This window comes from Schumannella sp. 10F1B-5-1, assembly GCF_006517535.1.
Classification (GTDB): Bacteria; Actinomycetota; Actinomycetes; order Actinomycetales; family Microbacteriaceae; genus Schumannella.
This window is the reverse complement of record NZ_VHQH01000040.1, coordinates 251,545-265,058: the sequence shown is the minus strand read 5'-3', so window position 1 is coordinate 265,058 and position 13,514 is coordinate 251,545. Positions and strand designations below refer to the sequence as shown.

The following is a 13,514-nucleotide window of genomic DNA, read 5'->3' as shown; positions in this document are numbered from 1 at the left end:
CGGGATGACGGTGCTGTTTCGGCCGACCGGCTCGGCCCGGCCGGCCGGTTCGATCGGGCCGGCTCAGCTGAACCGCACGCCGGAACCGCGTCGACTCGGCGCGAGCGCCGCATCGACGGCCGTGCGCACCGTGCTGCCCGAGTACCCGCGGCGAGCGAGATACGACGACAGCCTCCGCACCGCGGTCTCGTGATCGAGGGACCGCAGCTGGGCCGCCCGCTTGATCGCGAGCTCGCGCGCGCGAGCGAGTTCGTCGCCGCTGTCGACCAGCTCGAGCGCGTACTCGATGGCGGCGGGCGAGAGCAGTCGGCGGGTGAGCTCGGCGGCGATGGCCGTGCGACCGAGGCCCTTGCGCTCCTGGAGCGTGCCGACGAGCTGCTGGGCCAGAGCCGCATCGTCGATCAGGCCGACGGATTCCAGCCGCGCGAGCTCGGACGCGACCGACTCCTCGTCGAGCTCGCGAGCGCCGAGCACCCGCTCCATCTCTCGGCGCGACATGCCGCGTCGCGTGAGCGCGTGCATCGCGACGTTCTCGGCGTTGCGCGCGGCCTTGGCGGCGGCGCGCTCGGCGGCCTGCTCCTCGCGCGCGAGCGGGCCTGAGCCGAGGGAGCCTCCCGACTCGTCGTCGGCGCCCTCGTCGTCGAACTCCGCGTCATCGAAGGAGCTGCGTCGCGAGGGCGTGACCTCGTGCTCGACTCCCGGCGTCGCCCACCCGCTCGCGGCATCGCCCTCCCGGCTCGTCGATGCGGCCGAACCGCGCGCCGGGTGGCGCGATGCGCCCATCCGCGCACGACGGCGCTCGAGCAGTTCGTCGACCTCGCCCAGCACGCTGCGCAGGGTCGGCAGGTCGTCGTCGCCCGCGGTACCGCGGGAGTCCCCGCTCGCCGGCGCGGACACGGCTTCGGCGCGGGCTCCGGGCAGCCAGGTCACCGGAGCGAGATGGCCCGGACCCGCGGCCGGCTGCTGCTGATCGTCGTTGTCGGATGCGCTCATGGCGAGTCCTCCCGTGCGGCTGACGTGATGGTGCGGCAGGCGGGGTGGTCGATTCCGCATCGGCATCGACCACCCGACCCTGTCAGGCGTTCGCGGCCTTGCGAGCCTTCAGCTCGTCCTGCAGCGAGGCGACGTTCTCGGCCGCGGCAGCCTGAGCCGCCTCGGCCTGAGCCGCCTTGCCGGCCTCGCCGACGCCGAGCTTGCCGAGGATCTTGGTCTCGATCTCCTGCGCCATGTCGGGGTTCTGCAGCAGGAAGTTGCGGGCGTTCTCTTTGCCCTGCCCCAGCTGGTCGCCGTCGTAGGTGTACCAGGCGCCCGACTTCTTGACGATGCTGTGCTCCACGCCGTAGTCGATCAGGCTGCCCTCGCGCGAGATGCCGACGCCGTAGAGGATGTCAAACTCGGCCTGCTTGAAGGGCGGAGCCATCTTGTTCTTGACGACCTTGACGCGGGTGCGGTTGCCGACGGCGTCGGCGCCGTCTTTCAGGGTCTCGATGCGACGGATGTCGAGTCGCACCGAGGCGTAGAACTTGAGCGCCTTGCCGCCCGCGGTGGTCTCGGGGCTGCCGAAGAACACGCCGATCTTCTCGCGCAGCTGGTTGATGAAGATCATCGTGGTCTGCGTCTGGTTCAGACCACCCGTGAGCTTGCGCAGCGCCTGGGACATGAGTCGGGCCTGGAGGCCGACGTGCGAGTCGCCCATCTCGCCCTCGATCTCGGCGCGCGGCACGAGCGCCGCCACCGAGTCGACGACGATGAGGTCGATCGAGCCCGAGCGCACGAGCATGTCGGCGATCTCGAGCGCCTGCTCCCCCGTGTCGGGCTGCGAGACGAGGAGGGCGTCGATGTCGACGCCGAGCTTCTTCGCGTACTCGGGGTCGAGCGCGTGCTCCGCGTCGATGAAGGCCGCGATGCCGCCGTTGCGCTGCGCGTTCGCGATGGCGTGCAGGGTCAGCGTGGTCTTACCCGACGACTCCGGGCCGTAGATCTCGATGATGCGGCCGCGGGGCAGACCCCCGATGCCGAGCGCGACATCCAGCGCGATGGAGCCGGTGGGGATGATCGCCACGGGTGCGCGCTCGTCGCTGCCGAGCCGCATGACCGTGCCCTTGCCGAACTGACGGTCGATCTGCGCGAGAGCGGTCTCGAGGGCCTTCTCGCGGTCTGCTGCTGTGGGCATGTGCCGGTACTCCTTCTGCTGGGCGAGCGTGCTGCTCGCGATCGGTGCGCCCGTCTTCTGTCGTCCCCGTCAGGCCGGTGATGCCAGGCCTTCTGCTTCCGACAGGGCTGTCGAGCCGTCTGACTTCGACGTGGTCGACGCTAGGCCCGCCCACCGACATCCCGAGGGATCGACGGGCGGAACCAGCACAACTCGTCTTCGAAAGAGGCTGTGGAGGAATGCTACCGAGAAGCGAACAGATGTTCGAGTGATCCGGCGTCGGCGTGTCGCGGCGTTCGAACGCCGAGTCGCCGGCGTCGCCGGAGGTACCGGATGTCCGGCACGCCGGAGCGGCTCAGTCGCGCGGGTCGGGAAGACCGACACCGTGCCAGCGCTCGCGCGGCACGTCCCGGGCCCGGCACAGCGCGAGCCACACATCGCGCGCGGGGACGCCGGCGGCCAACGCGGCGCGCGGGGTGCGGTCGCCGAGCTCGACCAGCTGGGAGTCGTCGATCAGCACGCGCCCGAAGCCCTCGCCGAACTCGTCGGCGACGGCGCGCTGGAACTCGCTGACCTTCATCCCCACCACGCTAGCCCGCACCGCCGACCGGCGCCGCCCCGCGATGCCGCGCACGCCCCCACGACACGACGAAGCCCCGGCCGATCCGGCCGGGGCTTCGTGATGTCTCGTGTGTCCGCTCGCGCGGATCCGGGTCAGCGGACCGCGAATCCCGCGTCGAACTCGGCGACCAGCTCGTCGGGCAGCGTGTCGGGCACGACCGGGGTCACGCCCTCGAGAACCGCCAGACGGTCGCCGACCTCGCGCATGATGGCCGAGATCGGGGTGTCGAGCGCCTCCGCCACCGAGGCGAGGATCTCGGAGCTGGCCTCCTTCTGGCCCCGCTCCACCTCGCTGAGGTAGCCGAGGGCCACACTGGCCTTGCTCGCGACCTGACGCAGGGTCATGGCCTTCTGCAGTCGCACGTCACGGAGGACATCGCCGATTTCCTGTCGAACCAGAACCATGGTGATCCTCCTTCACTGTCTCGCCTCACCGGGAGGCCCAAGATAGCGCTCTCGATGCGAGAACTCTAACCAGCCCGGGCTGTCAAAGCCGTGTGAGACCGTCACATGTAACGTGATCGAAACGGCGCTCATTCCCCAGACCCCAGTGCGGGGGCGGGATGCGCTCCGCCGGGTCAGCGCGAGCTCTCGAGCACCTCGTCGAGCAGGTCGAGAGCCGCCGCGACGGCGTCGGCGCGGATGCGTGCGCGGTCGCCGGCCAGCAGGAGCTCGCGCACCTCGACGCGCTCGTCGAGAGCGACCGCGACGAAGACCGAGCCGACCGCACGGCCGTCCTGCGGATCGGGCCCGGCGACGCCGGTGGTGCCGATCCCGAGGCGCGCGGCTCGGCCGTCGACCGCCAGCGCGCTCCGCACGCGCTGTGCGAGCTGGGCGGCGACCTCGGGATGCACGGCTCCGTGCCGCTCGAGCAGCCGCGCATCCACGCCGACGATGTCGCGCTTGAGCGGCGTCGCGTAGGCGACCGCTCCCCCGTGCAGCACGGCCGAGATGCCGGGCACCGTGACCAGCTCGGCGACCACGAGGCCGCCCGTGAGCGATTCGGCGACGGCGGTCGTGAGGCCGCGGGAGATCAGCTCGGCGCCGAGCTCGGCGACCGGACGGGTCACGCGCGCGGCTCGGTGCCCGCGTCGGCGCCCGACGCCGCGTCGCCCGTCGAGGCGGGTCCGGCGGGCTTGGCGGCGCGGCCGACGCGCGCGGCCTCGACCAGGTACTCGATGCCGCTGCCGACCGTGAGCAGCACGGCCAGCGTCATCAGCCCGGTGTTGACCCAGTGCATCCAATCGCCCAAGAGCGACCACAGCGGCACGAGCGCGAACGACACGGCCACCGCCTGCACGACGGTCTTGATCTTGCCCCAGATAGAGGCAGCGATCACCCGGTCGCGCAGCGCGATGAAGCGGAACACCGTGATGCCGAACTCGCGCACGAGGATCACGATCGTGACCCACCACGGCAGCTCGAGCAGGATCGAGAGGCCGACCAGCGCGCCGCCGACCAGGATCTTGTCGGCGATCGGATCGACCAGCTTGCCGAAGTCGGTGACGAGGTTCTGACGCCGGGCGAGGAAGCCGTCGACCGAGTCGGTGAGGATCGCGACGAGGAACAGAGCCGCGGCGACCCAGCGCAGCACGCCGTCGTCGCCGCCGTCGGCGAGCAGCAGCCAGATGAAGACCGGGGCGAGCAGGATGCGCACGACCGTGACGATGTTCGCCACGTTGCCGAGGCTGGCCTGGGTGTCGCCGTGCGAGGCGACGCGACCGCGCATCGGGTTCGTGCGGGGTGCGGAGGAACCGGGACCGCCGGCCGAGCCGCCCGTGGGCGAACCGCCCTGCGGGGAGGAGGAGAGAGCCACGCCTACCCCCTGCCGGTCAGATTCCAGGCATCCTCGTCCGAGTCGCCGTCGACCTCAGGATAGCCACTCGTCATCGCGGCCACGGGGTCGTCCAGGGGATCCCCGGCAGCGCTGCCGCCGGTCGCTCCGCCACCCGGACGCGACGGCGCCGACGCGGCAGCAGAGCCACCCGAACCCGAGCCGGGCGCCGGCTCGCCGCGCAGTCGCGCGAGCACCTCGGGAAGCTGGTCGGGCGTGACGAGCACGTCGCGGGCCTTCGATCCCTCGGACGGGCCGACGATCTCGCGCGACTCGAGCAGGTCCATGAGGCGGCCGGCCTTGGCGAAGCCGACGCGCAGCTTGCGCTGCAGCATCGAGGTCGAGCCGAACTGGGTGCTGATGATCTGCTCCGCGGCGGCCAGCAGCAGCTCGAGGTCGTCGCCGATGTCGGCGTCGATCTCGCGCTTCTCGACCACGGCGGCGACATCCTCGCGGTAGTCGGGCTGGGCCTGCTTCTTGACGAAGTCGACGACCTGCGCGATCTCCGACTCCTGCACCCAGGCGCCCTGCACGCGCACCGGCTTGCCGGCGCCCATCGGCAGGAAGAGCCCGTCGCCCTGGCCGATGAGCTTGTCGGCGCCGGGCTGGTCGAGGATGACGCGCGAGTCGGTCATGCTCGACACCGCGAAGGCGAGACGCGACGGAACGTTGGCCTTGATGAGACCAGTGACGACGTCGACCGACGGGCGCTGCGTGGCCAGCACGAGGTGGATGCCCGACGCCCGCGCCAGCTGGGTGATGCGCACGATCGAGTCCTCGACGTCGCGCGGCGCGACCATCATGAGGTCGGCGAGCTCGTCGACGACGACGAGCAGATAGGGATAGGGCTGCAGCACGCGTTCGCTGCCCGGCGGGAGCTGGATCTCGTTGGCGAGGATCGCGCGGTTGAAGTCGTCGACATGGCGGAACCCGAACGACGCGAGGTCGTCGTAGCGCATGTCCATCTCCTTCACGACCCACTGCAGCGCCTCGGCGGCCTTCTTGGGGTTCGTGATGATGGGCGTGATGAGGTGCGGCACGCCCTGGTAGATCGACAGCTCGACGCGCTTCGGGTCGATCAGCACGAGGCGCACCTCGGCCGGCTTCGCGCGCATGAGCAGCGAGGTGATCATCGAGTTGATGAAGCTCGACTTTCCTGAGCCGGTCGCGCCGGCCACGAGGATGTGCGGCATCTTCGCCAGGTTGGCGACGACGAAGCCGCCCTCGACGTCTTTGCCCAGGCCGATCGACATGGGGTGCGAGTTCTTGACCGCGTTGCCCGAACGCAGCACATCGCCGAGCGACACGATCTCGCGGTCGCGGTTCGGGATCTCGACGCCGATCGCGCTCTTGCCCGGGATCGGCGACAGGATGCTGACCTCGTTCGAGGCGACCGCGTAGGCCAGGTTCTTGGCGAGCGCCGTGACGCGCTCGACCTTCACCCCGTGGCCGAGCTCGATCTCGTAGCGCGTGACCGAGGGACCGCGCGTGAATCCGGTGACCTTCGCATCCACCTGGAACTGCCCGAGCACGCTCGTGATGGCCGCGATGATCTCGTCGTTCGCCGCCGTGCGCGCCTTCGGCGGCGTGCCGGCCGACAGCGCGGCGGGCGGGGGAAGACGGTAGGGGCGCTTCGGCGCGATCGGGCCTCGCGGGGGACGCGCCGCGACCTCGGGCTGCTCGCCCGTGTCGGCGTCGTCGCGGATGCCGACGGCGGTCGCGGGGACCTCGCCCGTGAAGCGCTGCACGGCCTCTTCGGCGCGCGCGAGCTCGTCGAGCAGGTCGAGGTCGATGCCGCCGTCGTGCGAGGTCGGCGTCGGCTCGATGACGTCGGTCGCGGCCGTTCCGCCGGCGCCGAAGCCCGCACCCGCGGGCGCGGCGGGCTCGTCGCCCTGCGCCGCATCCACGACCGGGGTGTCGAAGGCGTCGACATCTTTCTTCTTGCCGCGACGCCACCACGGCATCGAGGTCTCGTCCTCCATGTCGAGCCCGAGGTCGGAGAACACGCCGAACTCGCCGGTTCCGCTCGCGCCGCCCGCCGCGTCGGCGCCGTCGCCCTTCGCCGACTTCTCCTTCTCGGGCAGCGCCTCGCCGAACAGCCAGGCGTAGAGCTCGCGCAGACGGCGGCCGATGCGGTTCGGCGGCGTCTTGGTCATGATGAACAGCGAGATCACGAGCAGGAACCCGACGACGGGCGCCGAATACCAGGGCGACCCGAGCGAGGCGAGCGGCTGGGCGATCACCCAGCCGATGACGCCGCCGCCGGTCGCGAGCACGGGCATCCCCTCGGCCGGTTGCGGGAGGCCGCCGACCAGGTGGCAGATGCCGCTCACGCTGATGAGGAAGAGCACCAGGCCGATGCCGATGCGGGTGTTGTCGTGCACGCTCGACGGATGCCGGAACAGCCAGACGGCGAACAGCAGCATGATGACGGGCAGGGCGAACGCGACGCGGCCGAAGAGCCCGCCGAAGGTCCAGACCTCGATCGCCTGCGCGATCTCGTTGCGCTGCAGGAACCACTCGACCGCAGCGCCCGCGATCGCGAGCAGCAGGAGCAGGAACGGGACGCCGTCGCGGCGCTCCTCCTTCTCCAGGCCCTCCTTGCCGAAGAGGCGCGCGGCGCCGCCCGCGATGTGCGCGAGGCCGAGCCAGGCGCGGGACAGCAGCCCCTGCTCGGGAGCCTGCTTCGCGGCGGCCTTCGTCGCGGGGAGCTTCTTCGTCACCGCCTGGGTGCGCGAGGTTCCGCGCGCGCCCGAGCCGCTCTTCGCGCCGGAGCGCGCGCGGGAACCCGACCGGGTGCTGGTGGCCATGGGGTCACGGTAGCCGCGAGCACCGACGCGGCCAGGGAGGCGCGGCGGGGACGCGCCGTTCGGCATTCGGCGTGCGCCGCGCATCCACGATCACAGGCGGATCGCGTCGATCGGCTTGACCCGCACGGCCACGAGCGCCGGCACGAGCCCGGCGAGCGCGCCGACCGCGGCCGACGACCCGAGCCCGATCAGGGCGGCGGAGATCGGGAAGGGCGGAACGTCCTGCACGCTCGAGGTGATGAAGCCGATCACGGTCGGGTTCTTGAGCACGGCCACCGCGATGGCGACGCCGATCAGCCCCGCGACGACCGTCGCGACCACGCTCTCCATCATCACGCCGAAGAACACGCGCCCGGCTGTGGCGCCGAAGCTGCGCCGGATGCCGATCTCGCGCACCCGGTAGCGCACCGTGACGAGCGAGATGTTGACGAGTCCGAGCGCGCCGAGCAGCAGCACCAGACCGGCGATGCCGCCGACCGCGAGCTTGAGCGGCAGGTAGGGGTCGTATCCGCCCAGCTGCGCCGCGTAGTCCATGCGGCTCGGGTTGATCTGCCAGCCGTCGCCGAGGGCGAGCGACATCGCCGAGGCGATGCGCGGCATGAGCTTCTTCGCCGTCGACGGCGGCACCCAGGCCTCGTAGCTGGGCTGCGGGATGTAGGCGCCCGGCCCGTCGTCGATGCGGGTGAATCCGGTCTTCACGAAGTCGTCGTAGAGCATCGTCATCGACAGGCACTGGCCGTCGCACGTCTCGCCGGTGACGCCGATCACGACGGCGGTCGACGGGGAGGTCCCGCTGAGCTCGAAATGCGGATGCGTGCGCAGGTCGGGCGAGCCGAGCTCCTTCCAGAGGTCGGTGCTCACGATCACCGCCGGCGCGAAGCGGTCGGCGTCGTCGGCGTCGAACCAGCGGCCCTCGCGCACGGCAATGCGGTGCATCGTGCCGTAGTCGGGGTCGACGGCCATGATCGGCATCTCGGTGACGCCGCGCGGCAGCTCGACCGAGCCGGAATCCTGCAGCACCCGGCTGGTCCAGTCGATGCCGTAGCGATCGGCGGCGTCCTGGAACGCCGTCGTGGTGAGCGACGGGTCGGGGCTCTTCATGCCCGTCGAATCGCTCGGCATGAAGGTGAGCAGCGCCGGGCGGCCCTGGTAGCGCTCCTGCTGCTCACGCTGGGACTGCTCGGCGACCGCACCCAGCGCGGTCACCGCCGTGAGCGCCGCGACGGCGACGGCGACGCCGATCAGGCTCAGCATCACGCGCAGACGGCTGACGCGCAGCTCGCCCCACGCCTCGACGAGGGCGGCGGCGATCGAGGTGATGAAGCGCATCAGAGCCTCTCCCCCGGGAACGCCGACGGCATCGCGACCGGCGGCGAGGATGCGGCGGGCCACGCGGGCGCGACCGGCGACGGAGCCGCTGCGGCCGAGGTGCCGACCGGCACTGTCGCGCCGACCGCCACGTCGGCGTCCGTCGGGGTCAGCACTCCCGCATCCAGCCGGTAGTGCCGGCGCGCGAGCGCGGCGACGTTGCGATCGTGGGTGATCGTGATGAGCGCCGCGCCGGAGTCCTCGGCGACCTGGTCGAGCAGCGCCATGACGCGCTCCCCGGTCTCCACGTCGAGGGCGCCGGTCGGCTCGTCGGCGAGGATCAGCCGCGGACCGCGGACGAGAGCGCGGGCGATCGCCACGCGCTGCTGCTCGCCGCCCGAGAGCTGGGTGGGCAGCGCATCCAGTCGGCCGCCGAGCCCGACCCGGTCGAGCATGTCGGCGGCGAGACGCCGGCGACGCCAGAACTGCGCCGGCGGCGCGTAGAGCAGCGGGGTCACGACGTTCTCGATCGCGGACCGGCCGGGCAGCAGGTTGAACTGCTGGAAGATGAAGCCCACGTCGCGGCCGCGGCGGCGGTCGCGCTGACCCGAGCGCATGCGCTCGAGCGGCACGTCGTCGAACACGAGGCGGCCGGAGGTCGGCTCATCGAGCAGGCCGAGCAGGTTGAGCAGGGTCGACTTGCCCGAGCCCGAGCGGCCGACGATGCTCACGTGGTCGCCGACCTCGACCTCGAGGTCGACGCCGCGCAGGATGTGCAGGGGCTCGGCGTCGGGCAGTTCGACCGTGCGAGTGACCTGCTCGAGACGCAGCAGCGTCACAGCTCAGCCCTGCGCGCCGTCGGCGGGCGCGGCCGGCGCGCCGGGCACGAACTCGAGGATCTCGTCGCCCTCCGCCAGGCCCTCGGTGATCTCGACCTTCTTGCCGTCGCTCAGGCCCAGCTTGACCGGCTTCTCGACGGGGTCGCCGCCCTTCGGGTCGGGCACGTAGACGACGCCGCTGCCCGCGGAGCCCTGCACCGCGGTGGCGGGAACCGTCAGCACGTCGGACGCGACGCCGCCGGCGATCACGAGCTTCGCCGCGAGTCCGGTGAACACCGTCACGCCGGCCGGCACCGCGCACCGCACGGTCGTCGTGGCCGTGGATGCGGAGCCGTCGCCATCGGCACCGGATGCGCTCGACGCGGTCGACGCGCCGGCGCCGTTCAGCGGCGTCGTGATCGTCAGGTTCGTGCAGGTGAACGGGGCGGGGCCGTTCGTGATCGTCACGGTCGCCTCACTCGGGCGGTTGAGCAGACGGTACTGGTCGCTCGCGGCGAGGCTGCCGCTGACCGAGAAGGTCGGCGGCGCGACCTGGCCGATCGCATCCCCGACCTGCACCTGCTGGCCGACGATGATCGGCAGCGCCGACAGCGCTCCGGCCGCGCCGGCCGTCACCGTGACGGTCTTGCGCACGGGCTGGCCGTCGGGCGTGACGGTCTCCGAGCGGATCACCGCGACCGGGGTGTCGGCCGCGACCTGCGCCCCGACCGCCGCCGAGACCTTCGTGATCTCGCCGGCGAGCGTCGCCTTGACCGGAACGGCCGGATCGGCGGAGACCGTCGCATCCAGCTTGACCTCGTTGGTGATCGTGCCGCGGGCGACAGCGACAGTCGGATCGACGATCTGGCCCGTCGGCTGCGCGGAGTCGCCGCCGTCGTCGGAGAGCCCGTCGATGAAGGCGAGCTTGACGAGCGCGACCGCGATGATCGCGAAGACGAGGAGTCGGAGGATCGGGAAGACCCATTTCCGTGCGATGCCCATGGGACCTCCGGGGTGTGACGAATGCTCCGTTCACCCTATGCGGGGGCTGTGCGCAGAAGATCATCCGACAGGACGAGATGACGCGCGTGTCGCTCCTCCCCGAGAGCGAGAACGCCCGGTCCACGCCGGCGGGAGGCGGTGGACCGGGCGTCGGGCGCGTTCCGCGCTCGCTCCCGAGAATCCGGGAAGCGCGACCGCGGCGTCGCGGGGCCTCAGGCCTCGATGACGACCGGCACGATCATGGGCCGACGACGGTGCTGCGTGTTGACCCAGCGGCCGACCGTGCGCCGCACGACCTGGCTGAAGCCGTGCTGGTCGCGGGTGCCGTTCTGCGCGGCCTCGGTGAGCGCGGCGATGATCTTCGGCTTCACGTCGTCGAAGACGTTCTCGTCCTCCGCGAAGCCGCGCGACTGGATCTCAGGCCCCACGATGACACGGCCGGTCTGCTTGTCGATCGCGACGAAGATCGAGATGAACCCCTCCTCGGCGAGGATGCGGCGGTCCTTCAGGTCGGCGTCGGTGATCTCGCCGACGGTCGAGCCGTCGACGTAGACATAGCCCAGGTCGAGCTGGCCGACCACGTTCGCCAGGCCGTCCTTCAGGTCGAGAACGATGCCGTTCTCGCCGATGAAGGTGTTCAGCTCGGGCACACCCGTCTCGACCGCGAGCGCGGCCGACGCCGTCAGGTGACGCGCCTCGCCGTGCACCGGCAGCACGTTGCGCGGCTGCAGGATGTTGTAGCAGTAGAGCAGCTCGCCGGCGGCCGCGTGACCCGACACGTGCACCTTGGCGTTGCCCTTGTGCACGACCTTCGCGCCGAGCTTGGTGAGTCCGTTGATCACGCGGTAGACGGCGTTCTCGTTGCCCGGGATCAGGCTCGACGCGAGGATGACGGTGTCGCCCTCGCCGATCTCGATCTGGTGATCGAGGTTCGCCATGCGCGCCAGCACCGCCATCGGCTCGCCCTGCGACCCCGTGCTCATGAACACGACCTGATCGTCGGGCAGCTTCATCGCCTTCTTGGCGTCGATGAGGATGTCGTCGGGCATGCGCAGGTAGCCGAGGTCGGCCGCGATGCCCATGTTGCGCACCATCGACCGGCCGATCAGGGCGACCTTGCGGTTGTTCTTGGCCGCCGCATCCAGAACCTGCTGCACCCGGTGCACGTGGCTGGAGAAGCTCGCCACGATCACGCGGCGCTTCGCCTTGGCGATCACGCTCTCGATCACCGGGCCGATGTCGCGCTCGAGCGGGGTGAACCCGGGCACATCGGCGTTCGTCGAATCAGGCAGGAAGAGGTCCACGCCCTCCTCGCCGAGCCGCGCGAAGGCGCGCAGGTCGGTGATGCGCTCGTCCAGCGGCAGCTGGTCCATCTTGAAGTCGCCCGTGTGCAGCACGAGACCCGCGGGGGTGCGGATGGCGACCGCCAGCGCATCCGGGATCGAGTGGTTGACCGCCACGAACTCCGTCTCGAACGGACCCAGCTTCTCGATCTGGCCCTCGTGCACGACGTGCGTGTAGGGCTTGATGCGGTGCTCTTTGAGCTTCGCCTCGACGAGCGCCAGCGTCAGGTTCGAGCCGACCAGGGGGATGTCGGCGCGCAGGCGCAGCAGGTACGGCACGGCGCCGATGTGGTCCTCATGGCCGTGCGTGAGCACGACCGCGACGATGTCGTCGAGTCGATCACGGATCGGCGCGAAGTCGGGCAGGATCAGGTCGACTCCGGGCTGGTGCTCTTCGGGGAAGAGCACGCCGCAGTCGACGATGAGGATCTTGCCGTCGAACTCGTAGGCCGTCATGTTGCGGCCGATCTCGCCGAGACCGCCGATCGGGATGACTCGCAGGGTGCCCGGCTTCAGCGGGGCGGGATCGTAGACGTCGGTGGCGGGCATTCTGTCCTTGTGTTCGTGGCCGGAGCGCCCGGCCGGTTTCAGCGCGTGGTGCCGGCGACCTTGGGCAGCGCGCCGCCGGCGGCGGCGTTGCGGTCGGGCCGGAAGTTGGTGAAGTCGACGCCGTCGATGGCGCCGACGAGGGCGAGCTCGTCTTCGATCTGCGCGGCCTCCCACTCCTCCGGCCCCACGAGCGGCAGGCGCACGCGCGGGCTGGAGATGCGGCCGAGGCCGTGCAGGATGTACTTCGCCGCGACCGTGCCGGGCACGTGGGTCATGACGGCGCGCACGAGGGGCTCGAGAGCCTGGTGGGCGGCCGTCGCGGTGGCGAGGTCGCTCGCGTTCACGGCGTCGATGATCGTGCGGTACGGCGCCGAGGCGATGTTCGCGGTGACGCCGATGAGTCCGGTGGCGCCGATCGCCAGGTGCGGCAGCACGTTCGCGTCGTCGCCGGAGAAGTACATCAGGTCGGTCTGGTTCAGCACGCGGCTGACCTCGCTGAAGTCGCCCTTCGCATCCTTGATGGCGCGCACGTTGGGGTGCTTCGCGATGCGCACGATGGTCTCGTACTTGATCGGCACGCCCGTGCGACCCGGGATGTCGTAGAGGATCACCGGCAGGTCGGTCGCGCCGGCGACCATGCGGAAGTGGGTCAGGATGCCGGCCTGCGTGGGCTTGTTGTAGTACGGCGTGACGATCATCAGCCCATCGGCGCCGGCCTTCTCGCTGGCCTTGTAGAGCTCGATCGCGTGCGCGGTCTCGTTCGAGCCGCCGCCCGTGATGATCTTGGCGCGACCGCCGCTGACGCTCTTCGCGACCTCGACGAGCTTGATCTTCTCCGGGTCCGTCAGGGTGCTGGTCTCGCCGGTGGTGCCGGTCACGACGATGCCGTCGGCGCCATCCTGGATGCAGCGGTCGATGTGCTTCTCGACGTCGTTCCAGTCCACTTCGCCGTCGGCGGTGAACGGGGTCACCAGCGCGACGAGGACCTGACCGAACGGGTTCTCAGAAGTCGACACGAGTCCAGGCTAGCGGAGCGGGGCGTGCGCGCCCGCGCGGTGAACCGTCTCAAGGAGTTGC

At 70.9% G+C, this 13,514-nt stretch carries 12 protein-coding genes; all 12 read right to left on the bottom strand.

Annotated elements, in window-relative coordinates; genetic code table 11:
- Window positions 1–63: 63 nt before the first annotated feature.
- Entirely contained in the window at window positions 64–993 is a 930-nt protein-coding gene (locus tag FJ658_RS14735) for a regulatory protein RecX (protein ID WP_141146136.1), read from the bottom strand.
- An 82-nt stretch (window positions 994–1,075) separates the two neighbouring features.
- Window positions 1,076–2,173, bottom strand: coding sequence for a recombinase RecA (recA, locus tag FJ658_RS14730; protein WP_141146135.1), 1,098 nt, complete (start codon window positions 2,171–2,173; stop codon window positions 1,076–1,078).
- A gap of 334 nt (window positions 2,174–2,507) precedes the next feature.
- Entirely contained in the window at window positions 2,508–2,732 is a 225-nt protein-coding gene (locus tag FJ658_RS14725; RefSeq protein WP_181408473.1) for a DUF3046 domain-containing protein, read from the bottom strand.
- Window positions 2,733–2,866: 134 nt separating this feature from the next.
- On the bottom strand, window positions 2,867–3,178 hold the full coding sequence (locus FJ658_RS14720) for a helix-turn-helix domain-containing protein (RefSeq protein WP_141146134.1): 312 nt from the start codon (window positions 3,176–3,178) through the stop codon (window positions 2,867–2,869).
- A 173-nt stretch (window positions 3,179–3,351) separates the two neighbouring features.
- Window positions 3,352–3,843, bottom strand: a complete 492-nt coding sequence (locus tag FJ658_RS14715) for a CinA family protein (protein WP_141146133.1) — start codon at window positions 3,841–3,843, stop codon at window positions 3,352–3,354.
- Window positions 3,840–4,502 (bottom strand): CDP-diacylglycerol--glycerol-3-phosphate 3-phosphatidyltransferase, encoded by a 663-nt coding sequence (pgsA, locus tag FJ658_RS14710; RefSeq protein WP_141146198.1) that lies wholly within the window; start codon window positions 4,500–4,502, stop codon window positions 3,840–3,842. Before pgsA ends, FJ658_RS14715 begins: the two co-directional genes overlap by 4 nt.
- Before the next feature lie 89 nt (window positions 4,503–4,591).
- Entirely contained in the window at window positions 4,592–7,417 is a 2,826-nt protein-coding gene (locus FJ658_RS14705; protein WP_141146132.1) for a DNA translocase FtsK, read from the bottom strand.
- A 90-nt stretch (window positions 7,418–7,507) separates the two neighbouring features.
- On the bottom strand, window positions 7,508–8,746 hold the full coding sequence (locus tag FJ658_RS14700; protein WP_141146131.1) for an ABC transporter permease: 1,239 nt from the start codon (window positions 8,744–8,746) through the stop codon (window positions 7,508–7,510).
- Window positions 8,746–9,564: an ABC transporter ATP-binding protein gene (locus FJ658_RS14695; protein WP_141146130.1), complete on the bottom strand. Its 819-nt coding sequence runs from the start codon at window positions 9,562–9,564 to the stop codon at window positions 8,746–8,748. The genes FJ658_RS14700 and FJ658_RS14695 overlap by 1 nt, the downstream gene beginning before the upstream one ends.
- Before the next feature lie 3 nt (window positions 9,565–9,567).
- On the bottom strand, window positions 9,568–10,545 hold the full coding sequence (locus tag FJ658_RS14690) for a hypothetical protein (protein WP_141146129.1): 978 nt from the start codon (window positions 10,543–10,545) through the stop codon (window positions 9,568–9,570).
- Window positions 10,546–10,757: 212 nt separating this feature from the next.
- Window positions 10,758–12,437: a ribonuclease J gene (locus FJ658_RS14685; protein ID WP_141146128.1), complete on the bottom strand. Its 1,680-nt coding sequence runs from the start codon at window positions 12,435–12,437 to the stop codon at window positions 10,758–10,760.
- 38 nt (window positions 12,438–12,475) lie between these two features.
- Window positions 12,476–13,453: a 4-hydroxy-tetrahydrodipicolinate synthase gene (gene dapA, locus FJ658_RS14680; RefSeq protein WP_141146127.1), complete on the bottom strand. Its 978-nt coding sequence runs from the start codon at window positions 13,451–13,453 to the stop codon at window positions 12,476–12,478.
- Window positions 13,454–13,514: the final 61 nt, after the last annotated feature.